Source organism: Acidiferrobacterales bacterium (assembly GCA_028820695.1).
Taxonomy (GTDB): Bacteria; Pseudomonadota; Gammaproteobacteria; order Arenicellales; family JAJDZL01; genus JAJDZL01.
This window is the reverse complement of sequence record JAPPIB010000052.1, coordinates 76,857-89,872: the sequence shown is the minus strand read 5'-3', so window position 1 is coordinate 89,872 and position 13,016 is coordinate 76,857. Positions and strand designations below refer to the sequence as shown.

General features: G+C 51.0%; 16 protein-coding genes. 4 read left to right on the top strand and 12 right to left on the bottom strand.

The annotated features are described in order from the left end of the window. Nucleotides 1-14 precede the first annotated feature (14 nt). The 8 genes from arsS to OXI60_10090 form a co-directional block, all read right to left on the bottom strand. Nucleotides 15-1,037 carry an arsenosugar biosynthesis radical SAM protein ArsS gene (arsS, locus tag OXI60_10125; protein MDE0310173.1) on the bottom strand — a complete coding sequence of 341 codons (1,023 nt, stop codon included), beginning with the start codon at nt 1,035-1,037 and terminating at the stop codon, nt 15-17. Then, nucleotides 1,037-1,504 (bottom strand): DoxX family protein, encoded by a 468-nt coding sequence (locus tag OXI60_10120; GenBank protein ID MDE0310172.1) that lies wholly within the window; start codon nt 1,502-1,504, stop codon nt 1,037-1,039. Before OXI60_10120 ends, arsS begins: the two co-directional genes overlap by 1 nt. Before the next feature lie 35 nt (nt 1,505-1,539). After that, nucleotides 1,540-2,313, bottom strand: coding sequence for a DNA-binding domain-containing protein (locus OXI60_10115; GenBank protein ID MDE0310171.1), 774 nt, complete (start codon nt 2,311-2,313; stop codon nt 1,540-1,542). Continuing rightward, nucleotides 2,300-3,151 carry a DUF692 domain-containing protein gene (locus OXI60_10110; protein ID MDE0310170.1) on the bottom strand — a complete coding sequence of 284 codons (852 nt, stop codon included), beginning with the start codon at nt 3,149-3,151 and terminating at the stop codon, nt 2,300-2,302. Before OXI60_10110 ends, OXI60_10115 begins: the two co-directional genes overlap by 14 nt. Before the next feature lie 31 nt (nt 3,152-3,182). Continuing rightward, nucleotides 3,183-3,443 carry a DUF2282 domain-containing protein gene (locus OXI60_10105; protein MDE0310169.1) on the bottom strand — a complete coding sequence of 87 codons (261 nt, stop codon included), beginning with the start codon at nt 3,441-3,443 and terminating at the stop codon, nt 3,183-3,185. Between the two features lie 217 nt (nt 3,444-3,660). Beyond that, on the bottom strand, nt 3,661-3,831 hold the full coding sequence (locus OXI60_10100; protein MDE0310168.1) for a hypothetical protein: 171 nt from the start codon (nt 3,829-3,831) through the stop codon (nt 3,661-3,663). Between the two features lie 285 nt (nt 3,832-4,116). After that, on the bottom strand, nt 4,117-5,157 hold the full coding sequence (locus tag OXI60_10095; GenBank protein ID MDE0310167.1) for a class I SAM-dependent methyltransferase: 1,041 nt from the start codon (nt 5,155-5,157) through the stop codon (nt 4,117-4,119). Next, nucleotides 5,154-5,483 (bottom strand): hypothetical protein, encoded by a 330-nt coding sequence (locus tag OXI60_10090; GenBank protein ID MDE0310166.1) that lies wholly within the window; start codon nt 5,481-5,483, stop codon nt 5,154-5,156. The genes OXI60_10095 and OXI60_10090 overlap by 4 nt, the downstream gene beginning before the upstream one ends. Before the next feature lie 228 nt (nt 5,484-5,711). Between OXI60_10090 and OXI60_10085 the strand changes: the two genes are divergently transcribed. Beyond that, entirely contained in the window at nt 5,712-5,915 is a 204-nt protein-coding gene (locus OXI60_10085) for a hypothetical protein (GenBank protein MDE0310165.1), read from the top strand. Nucleotides 5,916-6,116: 201 nt separating this feature from the next. Here OXI60_10085 and OXI60_10080 read toward each other — a convergent pair whose 3' ends face one another. Genes OXI60_10080 through metG form a run of 4 tightly spaced genes read right to left on the bottom strand, consistent with a single transcriptional unit; the run spans nt 6,117 to nt 9,890 of the window. Then, complete coding sequence (locus OXI60_10080) at nt 6,117-6,566, bottom strand: DUF1841 family protein (GenBank protein MDE0310164.1); 450 nt, start codon at nt 6,564-6,566, stop codon at nt 6,117-6,119. A gap of 23 nt (nt 6,567-6,589) precedes the next feature. Beyond that, nucleotides 6,590-7,237, bottom strand: coding sequence for an endonuclease III (gene nth / locus OXI60_10075; GenBank protein ID MDE0310163.1), 648 nt, complete (start codon nt 7,235-7,237; stop codon nt 6,590-6,592). Continuing rightward, nucleotides 7,234-7,905: an RnfABCDGE type electron transport complex subunit B gene (locus OXI60_10070; protein ID MDE0310162.1), complete on the bottom strand. Its 672-nt coding sequence runs from the start codon at nt 7,903-7,905 to the stop codon at nt 7,234-7,236. The genes nth and OXI60_10070 overlap by 4 nt, the downstream gene beginning before the upstream one ends. Beyond that, nucleotides 7,902-9,890 (bottom strand): methionine--tRNA ligase, encoded by a 1,989-nt coding sequence (metG, locus tag OXI60_10065; GenBank protein MDE0310161.1) that lies wholly within the window; start codon nt 9,888-9,890, stop codon nt 7,902-7,904. The genes OXI60_10070 and metG overlap by 4 nt, the downstream gene beginning before the upstream one ends. A gap of 205 nt (nt 9,891-10,095) precedes the next feature. Here metG and apbC point away from each other — a divergent pair, with 205 nt between their 5' ends. From apbC to aroC, 3 genes are all read left to right on the top strand, one after another. Then, nucleotides 10,096-11,187, top strand: a complete 1,092-nt coding sequence (apbC, locus tag OXI60_10060; GenBank protein MDE0310160.1) for an iron-sulfur cluster carrier protein ApbC — start codon at nt 10,096-10,098, stop codon at nt 11,185-11,187. Nucleotides 11,188-11,203: 16 nt separating this feature from the next. Beyond that, nucleotides 11,204-11,770: a dCTP deaminase gene (gene dcd / locus OXI60_10055; protein MDE0310159.1), complete on the top strand. Its 567-nt coding sequence runs from the start codon at nt 11,204-11,206 to the stop codon at nt 11,768-11,770. Nucleotides 11,771-11,832: 62 nt separating this feature from the next. Continuing rightward, the gene (aroC, locus tag OXI60_10050; protein MDE0310158.1) at nt 11,833-12,996 is read left to right on the top strand and encodes a chorismate synthase; all 1,164 of its coding nucleotides are present in this window, start codon (nt 11,833-11,835) and stop codon (nt 12,994-12,996) included. The last annotated feature ends 20 nt before the right edge of the window (nt 12,997-13,016 follow it).

Genomic DNA, 13,016 nt, shown 5'->3' with positions numbered 1-13,016 from the left:
CCCTGGTGAATTACTCAGGTCAGCGTTCCGGTACAGCTGCTTCCGGCACCGGCAGTACAGCCAAAACAATGTGAGTCGAATGCGATTCGATCGGTTTCGATTTCTGCAGCTGTCAAATTCCAAAGATATCTTGGACTTCGCCAGCCTGCATGGATATCCATCATCTGGTTGAAGTCACAATCGAATATTCTTCCCAACCAGTCAACACTGATGATGTGCCTGCACATCAATCCTTCTACCGTGTCGGGATTGAAGTGTTCCACAAGCAGGTTCATGTAATTTTCATAGTCCCCGGATCGTTCCAGATAGTGGCGAAATCGGCTGATCGGTAAATTGGTGATGGTGAACAGATTGTTGAAACAGATTCCGAAGTCCTCACTCAGCCGTGTCTTGTACGCAGCCTCCAGGTCGGACTGTGCCGGTGGCAGGGTTCCGCCGATCGGGTTGTAGACGAGGTCCAGTGACAGTTCCGGATCGCGTCCGTAGTTGAGGTTGTTCAGCATCTGCAAGGCGCGTATGCTGTTGCGAAACACTCCTTTTCCGCGCTGGGCTTCCAGATTTTCTTTTGAGTAGCACGGCAAGGAGCAGATCAGGGCAATTTTGTGGTCTGCATACCACTCGGCGAGCGACTCCTGACCGGGTTCAAGCAGGACGGTCAGATTGCAGCGAGAGATTACATTTGCTCCGATTTCCAGGCAGGATTCAGCAAACTTGCGGAAATTCGGGTTGAGTTCGGGTGCGCCTCCTGTGATGTCCACCGTCTTGATGTCGTGTCTGGCACACCATTGCACAATTTTCTCCATCGTAGCCCATTCCATGACTTCCGTCCGTTTGGGACCGGCATCAACGTGGCAATGGTTACAGGCCTGATTACAGAGTTTGCCTACATTGACTTGAATATCCCGGATCTGAACCCTCCGCGGTTCACCGATTCCGCTTCGGGTCAATGCGGAAGCGAAACTGAAGCGCGTGGAGTCGAATGTGTCAGTGAATTCCTCGACACAGCTGTCCAGGGTAACTGCTGGGAAAACCGACATCAAGGACTCCGAGAGTCATGTCCGAGGATACGTTTTCGAATGAAGTAGTCAATAGAAATCTGTCCCGGTCCCCGTAACAGCAGCACAAGCAACATTATCCCCCAGACCTGATGTTGGGCAATTCCAACGGCGTTCAACGCCGAATACGAAACGACGGCGATAATGTTGAAGACAAACAGCGCGCCGGCTGCGGCTCTTGCGGCGAAGCCGAAAACAAGCATTAGCGGCAGTACGAGTTCGGCGGCAATGGCAAGATAGGCCGCGAGTTCAAATGGAATGATTGGCACGGCGTATTCGTATTCAAAAAGATACATGGTTGAGTCAATATTCGAAATCTTGGTCAACCCTGACTTCCAGAACACATTGGCTACCCAAATTCGCAGAATCAGGTCACCGATGGGCGCGGCACAGTCAAGCAGGCAAAGGATACGTTGGCAAAAAATGCCAAGCGAAGTGTTCTTAAACATAATTTTCAGGTGTCTTCGTTATCCCGGAGCAGGTGTCAGTTTGCAATCGAAACATCATGGACCGCGCCGGTTGAGAATAGAGTATGAAGTCCAACTTCCAGATTATAGGTAGAATTGCTGTCAATTACACAGCCTAACATGAAACCCAATGTGCGGTTTTCGCTGCACATGTCCAGCAGAACCGACAGTTCCTTATCCAGATTGATCACCTCGACTGTCAAATCGTTACGAACGATCAGCACATTTTGCGCAGCGGCGTTTATGTCTGGGACAGAAATATCTTCCGATTCATTCTGAGCATAGTTCCAGATGTCAAAAATCGGGAACGATGACGAAACGACTGTGACTGATGGATGTCGGTGGAGCAGTAAGTTCTCGTAGTCGTCCGGAGTGAACCGTGCCAGGCAACTCACACTTACTGAAGGGGCTGAGGGTGCGTGAAAGGCAGTATGGTAAGCCCAGTCGATCGACGCGATATCCGTCAGATATGCGATTTTCTCCAATCCCTCGAAGGTCTTGACGAATTGCGCAAACTGATCGCCAAATTGATGGATACTGCCTTGTTCCGGAGGGAAATCAACCAAATATTGACGTGCGAGCATTTTGAAATAGTCGCGCCCTACGATAGCTTCGGTGGCGGAATAGATGCTTTGCAGGCTTTCCGTGAGGGTTGACCTTATATTGTTTCCATATATCTGTAATCGGCGTTCTGAGGTGAATTCACCCGGATGGACCAGTGAATCAACACCTGTTTGCTCACCGAACAGGACTTGCTGGCAAAACCGGGTCTGTAATTCACGCAAGTGCATGGGTTGATTCGCTCAGGAGGCTCCGTGCGGTATTGGCCTCATCCAGCAGTACCGAATAGTCAGGCAAATTCTTGTCCCACTCGATCAGCGTCGGTGCGTGCCTGAATCGTCGAACTGCAAGCCTGTATAGCTCCCACACCTCATCACAAACTCTTTGGTCATGGGTGTCGATACGAATCTCACCTTCAGCGAGCTGTTTGACCGTATGACCTGACAGATGAATCTCTCCGACCAGATCGGGGTCCACGGCCTCGATGAACTCAGTTGCGCTGAAGCGGTGATTGCGCGAGTTCACATAGACATTATTCACATCGCATAGAATCCGACAGCCACTTCGGTTTGAAATTTCACAGATAAACTCCCATTCCGGGATCTGCGACTGGGAGAATTCCAGATATGTAGATGCGTTTTCGATCAGTATCTGCCGTCCCAGGAAGTCCTGCACCTGCCCAATACGGCCGGCGAGATGACTTTGGGACTCCTCGGTCATTGGCAACGGAAGCAAATCATGCAGATAGACACCGTCGACGGAACTCCAGGACAGATGCTCAGAAACCAACGTTGGCTGATAGATATCTACCAACTCCTTGAGCCGTGTCAGGTGAGAGAGATTCAGAGGATCGGTTGATCCGAGCGATAGACCTACACCGTGAAAACTGATGGGGTGATCTTGCCGGACTTTGTTGAGATAAAAATGTGGCGCACCACCTTGTCTAAAGTAATTTTCGCTGTGAACCTCAAACCAGTCAACCGCCTTTGGATTTGAGATGGCATCCCGATAGTGCTGTGCACGCAACCCGACTCCGACTGAATTCTGTGGTATCGGGTTGCGTGACATACTTCTACATATCTACAAGAGATAGGAAAGATCAGCTAGGTTCCGTGGAGCCGCCGGTCAGTCGTTCACACAATCCTTTCGGGACTGCGACAAAAGCATCTTTTTGGTCATCCATGGTAGATGTCCCTGCACAGGACGAGTTGTTCGTCGCACAGTCGTTTTTACCGGCTTTCGCTACACCGTAACATTTTTCCTTATCGCCATCTGCATTGACAGCGGTTGATAGGGAAAGTGTTCCAAGTGCCAAGGCGCCAGAAATCGCTGCCGCTAGAAGTGCCTTTTGTGTTTTCATTAATTATCTCCTAAGTAGGTGAAAGGTTAAATTGAATCCACAATATACTCCATCTTGCACAAAGCCGATGAAATTCGTCGGTTGATCGAGCAAACAACCGGGACTGCTCGAGTTGTGTCCGATGTGTGGAATGTGAAAGGGAAAGCGGCTGATCAGTCAATTTGGATAATGGATAGTTCGAACCTCAGTTATCGGTCGGACTGCCATCAGTGATCTATCACTTTTCCACACCTGACCAAGCTATCTGATTGATCATTCCGCTTTGTTCCAGTGTCTCAAGCATTCTTACGCCTTCCATCAGTTTTTCTGTTCCCTGCCAGATATTTCTGGTGCCCGGTACCGGCTGTCGTTTCGAGGGTGCGAATCCAGCCAGTTGGCCGACATTCACCACGTACTGGCGAATGGTCAAATCCGGTGACGGTCGGATTCCGATTCGCTTATTGATATGCTGCTGCTCGGCGAGACTTTTGATGCTGAAGCATCATCAATGTGACTGGCGTGGAAAGTTGTTCCTACAGAAAATGTTTTTGAAACCCCACACAATGCTGAGTACTCGCAGCACAGGTAAATCTGATCAGGCGGTTTGGCCGATGCCAGCGAGAACTCGACAGGCGTGTCTATGAGGACTACACCCAGCGTTTGATGAGCTTTCGTAGCAACAGCATCCTTAAGTTTAAAGAGGTTTTCTCGCCAGGAAACAATATAACGGGGTGAAAATCCCAGTCTGACCACCTGCAACATAGGCATCGGCGGTCCGGTCCAATAGTCGGATGACCTGCACCGAGCCTTTCGGGAAAGCACCCACCGCCTCGGCCAGTCTGGATGCTCCCAGGAACACCTTGCGGCCCAGCTTAGTGCGGGACAAGGTGTTGCCAATCGCACCGTGCCGAGTCTCCATGGGTTTGTACCACGGCGTGAACGGACCGTCCTCTGTGCTAACAGCACGGTCATTTCCCTCAACGATCTCGAAACCGGCCATTTCGAGTGCCTGGTTAACCTCAGTAGTTGTCGCGATCTCCTTGAGTGCGATACCGTGCATGAGTTCCCGCTTGATTTCCCGGTGCCGATTGTCATCGGGGTCGAATTTGTCCGTCATGCACATTTCCTGACCCCAGAAAAGGGCACCACGCTTCAATACGCGGTAAATTTCGCTGAACGCTTTCACCTTGTCCGGTGCATGGCATGTCGATTCAATCGCATAGCCCCGGTCGAAGGAACCGCCCTCTATACCGCTCATATCCATGAAGCTGCACGCAACGTAGTCAACCATATGGTCAATCTGTGCCTTGGAACTAAGCGATGTCGCCTTTTCCAACTGAACTTCACTTTGATTGATTCCAGTAACCCTGACACCAGCTTCACGGACTACACGACGCATCGGGCCACCGATTCCGCAACCGACATCAATGACCGACATGCCTTCTTCTAGTTCCAGCTTTGCAATCATCAGCCGCTGATGCCGAATCTTGGAATCTGCCAAGCTTTCTTGAGGCGACAATGGGGCGAAGTGCAGGGACTCGCCCCAACCGTAGACCATAAACTCGGTGCAAAGATCGTAATATTCTTCAACTGTCTTGCAGTGATCGTAGCTGGTGGTATCGATATCCTCCGACAATGCCTTGGCACTCCACCTATCGAATAATTGCACCCGGCGAGCCAGGTTCGTTTCCCGATACGTGGTCTTCAGTCCATCAGATAGTTTGTGCAGTTTCATGCGAGATTTGTGCGAATATACATATGAATATAGTCCGTCGAACTGCTGGTCATGCTCTTGCGCCAGCTGTCTCTTGCTCTGGTGTTTGCAGTCGTCTCTTTGATCTCGTCGAGTGCTGTTAGGAACGGTGAACGAAACAGTACATCCACAACAAACGCGATGACAGTACCGCGTGGTGTGCTTTCCGTATTGCGTTGAAGCGAATTGGTCCCAGCAATGGCGTCGTTTGTGCTACAAGTTTCCAGCGCGAGAACATTCTTCAGGAACCAAGCCGACACTCGTTTTTGGTGTACAGACTTCTTGTCGATAAGCAAGCGAATTGGCATAACCGTTACCGGCGAAACCGACCGATCGATATAGCTATGATTAATGAAATGGATACCTCGTAGAGGTTCAACGACATCATAATGTAACCGAAGCTCGATTAATCCAGTTCATCACAAAATTCATACGGAGTGTCCAGATAAGGAATATACACAAAATCATCAAGGTCGGGGTGTGGATATTGCCAAGAACTGAATTCCGGTTCATGCGGTTGACGATAGGGTGCCAAGGTGACGATTCCATCTTCGGCGTATGCGATGCTCGAGCTTCTGAGTGGCCAGCTTAAGGGGTTGAATGAGAGGATTGCTGTGACACAGAAGCGGGCCGAGGTGTTTCTCGAAGACAATGAGGCGTCTGTGTATAGCGGGCAATCTCAGCTGTCTGCGGCCGCTAGCGCACAACTGCGGCAACGCAACCCCAAGTTGCCCGGTTAGTTTCGGCAGTGCCTGATACGCATCGGCAAGACACAGGTCTCCGATGCTATTGCACACCCAGCGGCGAGTGCACAATCCCTGGCCAAACCGCAGCGGCTATAAACCGATTTCGACGAAGCCCGCTTGAAGCACTCAAAATCTGCGTTCCGAAATTGTCGAAGCCCAACTTGCATGACCCTATTTGAAGGCATTACGGTCTGTTTATTCAGTGTGTCCAAGCGATGGATCAATGATATTGTTCAGTCTTTCGGTAAGCAGGGCCATCAGCCTGGCATCCCCATCACTATCGGAAATCTCGTCGGTTGACTCTATCAGTACGGAAAAAAGAGCGGACATCATCTCATGCTGAACTTCATGCTTGTCGCCTGTCAGGGCAACCCATCGATCGTAAACTGAGCGGATTCCACTCGGTGAATCGTCGCTGATCATTTCAACAACAATCGAGTGCAGGCCGATGTGAGCAAACGGGTCAGGTTCATCAGCATCGAATTCATGGGTCGTAAAAATCTGCCGATTCGAAAATACGCTGTGTGTTTCCGGATGCATGTAGATGACTTTCTTGACTTGTTTTTCCATGGAACTCAGTGAGTGGTTATTCTCAATTTTTTCCCATAGATCGAATAGGAACGTTCTCTGTTCGGGGTCAACCATGACATCTGAACCTCAATGTTAAACTACTGGACATCTGTGAAGGAAAATCGATCAGTGTACTCACAAAGGTCGAATATCCGGCATGAGCCACAAGAAGGCTTTCTTGCTGTGCAGACATACCGGCCATGAAGAATCAGCCAATGATGCGCATTGACTAGAAACTCCTGTGGGACAACTTCCATGAGTTTGTGCTCAACACGGTCGACGTTTTTTCCTGGAGCGATGCCAATCCTGTTGGAAATACGGAATATGTGGGTGTCCACTGCGATTGTCGGCTGTCCGAATGCTGTGTTGAGAATTACATTCGCTGTTTTTCGCCCGACGCCGGGAAGCGCTTCGAGATCGTCCCTCGAGTCAGGAACCTTACCATCGTGACATTCGAGCAGAATTTCGGAAATCCGAATCAGATTTTTCGCCTTGCTGTTGAAAAGACCGATTGTTCTGATCAGTTCTGTAACCCTCTCAATTCCCAGATTGAACAGGGATTGCGCATCTGGTGCTTCCTTGAATAAATGTTCGGTGGCCGCATTGACGGATTTATCGGTTGCCTGTGCGGAAAGGACTACTGCAATCAGCAGCTGGAAGTTGCCGGAGAAGTTGAGTTCCGTCGTCGGATTTGGATTGGCCTCGCGGAATCGGGTGAAGATCTGCCTTCGTTTGGTCGAGTTCATCGTGCCTTTCGGATGGGCTGCAGTCGGGCCGCTTTCTTATGGGTTTGCTTCCATCTCCTCGATCGTTCCCGATTGACTGCGTCGCGTATGTGCGACTTGAGATCTGAGAACTGTTCTGGGTCGGCGACAGTCTGATCATCGCTGCTGACCCGTTCACAGTGTCGTTGTGCAAGCGCTCTCCACCGGGAAACTTCATCCTCTCGGAAATCCTTCCAGAAATTGGTACTGCCCGCAACGTCACAATCCACCATCCTGATACAATCGACAGGGCAGTGGTCGAGGCACAGCCCGCATCCGCTGCAGTTGTCTTCGATGACGGTATGCATGTGTTTTGCGGTACCGATGATTGCGTCGAGCGGACAAGGCACAATGCATAGGGTACAGCCGATGCAGATTTCCTCGTCGATTGCGGCAACCTTTCGGCCTGCGTAGGGCACGCAGTCTTCAGCAAGTGAGGAAATGGGGCGATTGGTCAGTTCCGCAAGGGCACGGAGTGTTTCGTTTCCGCCGGGCGGACAGCGATTGATTTCCGATTTCCCTTCAGCAACTGCGTACGCATAGTCGAGGCAGCGAGGGTAGCCACACATCGTACACTGGGTCTGCGGCAGATGACGATCAATCTCCTCAGGCGTTGTTGGTGACGGGATGCATGCGGAGTTCAAATTCAACTGACTCTCTTCCCGGGATTGATGTCGTCCCCAGGACTAATCAACGAAAGTTTTTCGCCATCTTCAGCCGCCAGGACCATCCCTTCGGATATGCCAAAACTCATTTTTCTCGGTGCGAGATTGGCTGCAATCACCACCCTGCGACCGATCAATTGCTCAGGGCGGTAGAACTTTTTCACGCCGGCAAATATCTGCCTGGTTTCGTTGCCGATGTCGACTTTGAGCTTGATGAGTTTATCGGATTCGACAACATCCTCAGCTTCGAGAATTGTCGCTGTACGAAGATCGACTTTCGCAAAGTCGCTGATGGAAATCTGATTGTTATTTTCGGATGAATCACCGGGATCCGGTTCGGCACTTGCGGCGATGATGGCGTCGATTTCCTTTTTCTGAATTCTCTTCATCAGGTGAATGTAGCCGCTGATGTCGTGATCGAGCAAAGGTGAATCAATGCGTTCCCACTGATCGACGGGGTCATTGAGAAACTCTCCAACCCGCTGAGCCAGTTGTGGCACTACCGGTGCGAGATAGTGAATCAACACCCGGAACATATTGACTCCTTGGGTACAGACATTGTGCAGTTTTTCGTGCTGTGTCGGATCTTTGACAAGCACCCACGGCTTTTGATCATTGACGTATTGATTTGCGATATCCGCCAGAGCCATGATCTCCCTCATCGCCTTGCTGAACTGCCGTCCTTCGAAAGCTTCAGTGATTGATTCACGGGCATCAGCGAGCAGCCGATACAGATTCTCGTCATCGAGTTGCGCACTGAGCTTCCCATCGAAGTTCTTTGCAACAAAACCAGCGCAGCGGCTTGCGATATTGACGACCTTTCCGACCAGGTCCGAATTGATTCTCTGGATGAAGTCATCAAGATTCAGGTCGATATCCTCGACCCTGTCATTCAGTTTCGCCGCATAGTAGTATCGAATGTAATCAGGGTCCAGAAAATCAAGATACGTGCGCGCAGTGATGAATGTTCCCCTGGACTTGGACATCTTCGTACCGTTGACCGTCAGGAATCCGTGAGTAAATACATTGGTTGGCTTTCGGAACCCGGCGCCATGCAGCATGGCAGGCCAAAACAGGGTGTGGAAATACAGGATGTCCTTGCCGATGAAGTTGTATAGTTCTGTGTTCTTGTCCTCTTTCCAGTATTCGTCGAAGTCGATGCCCTTGCGATCACATAAATTCTTGAAACTGGCGATGTAGCCGATCGGAGCATCCAGCCAGACGTAGAAGTACTTGTCCTTCTCATCCGGAATCTCAAACCCGAAGTACGGTGCATCCCGGGAGATGTCCCAGTCATTCAGCCCGGTCTCAAACCATTCCTTGAGCTTGTTTTGCGCTTCTGTCTGGGAGATTTCCTCGGCGATCCACTTCTGCAACATGTCTGTGAAGTCACTCAGACGCACAAACAGATGCTCGGACTCGCGAACCTCGGGTGGCTGGCCGGACAGCACGGAGACCGGATTGGTCAGATCCGAGGGTGTGTACGTTGCCCCGCAGTTCTCACAACTGTCTCCGTACTGGTCTGGAGCACCGCATCGCGGGCATTCGCCTTTCACAAATCGGTCCGGCAGAAACAGACCTTCTTTTACGTCGTATGCCTGACTGATGGTCTTTCGGCAGATGTGTCCGCCTTCGCGCAACTTGAGATAGATATATTGCGATAGATCCCGGTTTTCGTCAGAATGTGTTGAATGATAGTTATCGAAACTGATGTTGAATCCCGAAAAGTCAGCCTCGTGTTCCTTCTTGTAGTGTGCGATCAGCTTTTCCGGCTCGATCTTCATCTCTCTGGCCTTCAGCATGATCGGAGTTCCATGCGCGTCGTCTGCACAGACGAAATAGCAGACATTACCGTTCATACGCTGGAAGCGTACCCAGATGTCGGTCTGAATATGTTCCACCATGTGTCCCAGATGGATCGGGCCATTGGCATAGGGCAGTGCGGTCGTTACGAGGATTTTTCTGTGCATTTCGATCTGTTTGGAAATGGTGTCCAACCGGTCCGTCGATAGTTGGCGGTATGCTACAATAACCGTATATCAACCTGATATAGAAGTTTGTTCGCTGTAACCGGATTCAGCGAATATTATTGTATATTCAAACACTAGCGTGAGGCAGCAATAAATTTCGGCTGTCGGTTCAGAATTCGTATTGCCTTGCCAGAATTGACGTTATATGCACACGACTACCAAAGCTGATGTTGAATCAGTACTGTCAAAGATCAATGACCCGCATACCGGGACTTCTTTGATTGCAGATAAGAAAATCAAGGGCATATCGGTTGAGAAAGGTACGGTGCACGTCGATGTGGCACTGGGTTATCCCGCAAAGAGCTGGCACGAGTCATTGGGAGCGGCGATCAAGAATGAAATTGCCGGAATTTCCGCAGATTTGCAAGTTGATGTAGCATTCAATTCCAAAGTTTTCTCTCATGCAGTACAGGATGGCGTCTCGCCGATCTCCGGTATCAAGAACATGATTGCGGTGGGATCGGGCAAAGGCGGTGTCGGCAAGTCGACTGTATCGGTGAACCTTGCACTGGCACTGTCCGCGGAAGGTGCCCGGGTTGGAATTCTGGATGCCGACATCTATGGCCCGAGCCAGCCGCGAATGCTGGGTGTCACCGGCAAGGCACAGAGCAAGGACGGCAAAATGATGCAGCCGGTCTACAGCTATCACCTTCAGGCGATGTCAATTGGATTCCTGATCGATGAGGAAAGCCCCATGATCTGGCGCGGACCCATGGTGACACAGGCGCTTGAGCAGTTGCTGAAACAGACAGCTTGGGACGAGTTGGACTATCTGATCATTGACCTGCCGCCGGGAACCGGCGACACGCAACTGACGTTGGCACAGCGCGTCCCCGTGAGCGGCGCGGTCATCGTCACTACGCCTCAGGACATTGCGCTGCTTGATGCCCGCAAAGCCTATCGTATGTTTGAGAAAGTCAAGATTGAAGTGCTTGGCATTGTTGAGAACATGAGTGTGCACATCTGCAGTCAATGTGGCCATCAGGAGCATATATTCGGTCAGGGCGGCGGTGAACGCATGGCGAGTGATTACGGAATCAGTTATCTGGGCGGTGTCCCCCTGGATGGCCGGATACGCAGTGATGCGGACGGTGGAAAGCCGACTGTGGTGAGTGACCCCGATGGTGAGATTGCCAGTCAGTATCAACAGATCGCGCGAACCATGGCAGCCCGTCTCTCAGCGAAGAAAAAAGACTTTACGAGTGATTTTCCATCAATCGTAATTCAAAATACCTGAACATCGGATAGTTGTTTTGTCGATCAAGTCGGACAAGTGGATCCGCCAGATGGCGACCGAGCACGGGATGATTGAACCTTATGTGCCGGATCAGGTCAGCAACGTTGATGGAAACCGGGTTATTTCATTTGGAACCTCGAGTTATGGCTATGACATCCGATGTTCAAGTGAATTCAAGATTTTTACCAACATCAATACGGCAGTCGTTGACCCAAAGCACTTTTCGCAAGATAGTTTCGTGGATATTGAATCTGACGTCTGTATCATTCCGCCAAATTCGTTCGCACTTGCCCGTACAGTGGAATATTTCAGAATTCCCCGTTCCGTGTTGACTGTCTGTCTCGGAAAGTCAACTTATGCCCGTTGCGGTGTGATTGTCAATGTCACACCATTTGAACCGGAGTGGGAGGGGTATGCCACACTTGAATTTTCCAACACGACGCCCCTGCCGGCGAAAATCTACGCAAACGAAGGAGTAGCCCAGGTTATTTTCTTTGAGACGGATGATCCCTGCGAAACGTCGTATAAGGATCGTGATGGCAAATATCAGGGGCAGGTCGGGGTAACCCTGCCTGTAACCTGAAAAAACCCGATCAGATTGCAATCTCGCACGAGAAATTCTGAGTTTTTCAGGGGGTGGAACTGATGTCCGGCAACTCATTCGGTACGCTATTCACACTGACGACTTTCGGGGAGAGTCATGGACCTGCGATCGGATGTATCGTAGATGGCTGTCCGCCGGGAATGGAACTGAGCGAATCCGACATTCAGCTGGAACTTGATCGTCGCAAGCCAGGCACTTCAAAGTTCACCAGTCAGAGACGGGAACCTGACCAGGTTCAGATTCTGTCCGGGGTTTTTGAAAACAGGACTACAGGGACCCCGATCGGCCTGATTATCCACAATACTGAGCAGCGATCCCGGGATTACTCGAAAATAATGGACCGATATCGTCCCGGGCACGCGGATTACACCTACGCGCGAAAATACGGGATACGCGACCATCGCGGTGGCGGACGGTCCTCAGCCCGGGAAACTGCGTTACGAGTCGCGGCAGGCGCGATTGCGAGAAAATATCTGCAGGAACGATACGGTACGACCATACGGGGCTGTGTATCGGCAATTGGGACAATCCAACCGGAATCACATGACTGGAGCGATGTGGAGACGAATCCATTTTTCTGGCCATGTCAGACGCAGGTTCCGCAACTGGAGAAGTATGTCGATCAACTTCGCCGCCAAGGCAATTCGGTGGGTGCCTGTATTCTGGTTGAGGCCGATGGAGTTCCAACAGGTTGGGGCGAGCCGCTCTACGCACGCCTTGATGCCGAAATAGCGTCTGCCATGATGGGCATCAATGCGGTCAAGGGCGTGGAGATCGGTGCCGGATTTTCCAGCGTGTCCATGACCGGGTCCGAATACCGGGACGAGATGACAACGGCGGGGTTTCGCTCCAATAATGCCGGAGGCATCGCCGGTGGAATCTCCACTGGACAGCCGATTGTGGTTTCAGTCGCATTCAAGCCAACCTCAAGCATTCTCATTCCGGGAACCACGGTCAACCGCGCCGGTGAGAATGTGGAGGTTTCCGTCAGCGGTCGGCATGACCCCTGCGTCGGATTGCGAGCTGCACCAATTGCCGAGGCGATGATGGCACTTGTACTCATGGATATGGCACTCAGACACCGCGCCCAGAATGCGGACGTTGTTCCGGACGCACCCGACATTCCCGGAGTTGCCTCTGAATCCGAAAGCGATGATGTCACCTCCGGAAATTCAGCAACTTTTGAAGCGTCTGGCGAAGACTGACTGACATTGCGCGCGATGAG

Excerpts from the sequence above, each read along its gene's own strand:
- arsS (MDE0310173.1), bottom strand. The coding sequence starts at position 1,037 with ATGTCGGTTTTCCCAGCAGTTACCCTGGACAGCTGTGTCGAGGAATTC.
- OXI60_10095 (MDE0310167.1), bottom strand. The coding sequence starts at position 5,157 with ATGAAACTGCACAAACTATCTGATGGACTGAAGACCACGTATCGGGAA.
- metG (MDE0310161.1), bottom strand. The coding sequence starts at position 9,890 with ATGCACAGAAAAATCCTCGTAACGACCGCACTGCCCTATGCCAATGGC.
- OXI60_10120 (MDE0310172.1), bottom strand. The coding sequence starts at position 1,504 with ATGTTTAAGAACACTTCGCTTGGCATTTTTTGCCAACGTATCCTTTGC.
- OXI60_10110 (MDE0310170.1), bottom strand. The coding sequence starts at position 3,151 with ATGTCACGCAACCCGATACCACAGAATTCAGTCGGAGTCGGGTTGCGT.
- aroC (MDE0310158.1), top strand. The coding sequence starts at position 11,833 with ATGTCCGGCAACTCATTCGGTACGCTATTCACACTGACGACTTTCGGG.
- apbC (MDE0310160.1), top strand. The coding sequence starts at position 10,096 with ATGCACACGACTACCAAAGCTGATGTTGAATCAGTACTGTCAAAGATC.
- OXI60_10115 (MDE0310171.1), bottom strand. The coding sequence starts at position 2,313 with ATGCACTTGCGTGAATTACAGACCCGGTTTTGCCAGCAAGTCCTGTTC.
- OXI60_10105 (MDE0310169.1), bottom strand. The coding sequence starts at position 3,443 with ATGAAAACACAAAAGGCACTTCTAGCGGCAGCGATTTCTGGCGCCTTG.
- OXI60_10090 (MDE0310166.1), bottom strand. The coding sequence starts at position 5,483 with ATGCCAATTCGCTTGCTTATCGACAAGAAGTCTGTACACCAAAAACGA.
- nth (MDE0310163.1), bottom strand. The coding sequence starts at position 7,237 with ATGAACTCGACCAAACGAAGGCAGATCTTCACCCGATTCCGCGAGGCC.
- OXI60_10080 (MDE0310164.1), bottom strand. The coding sequence starts at position 6,566 with ATGGTTGACCCCGAACAGAGAACGTTCCTATTCGATCTATGGGAAAAA.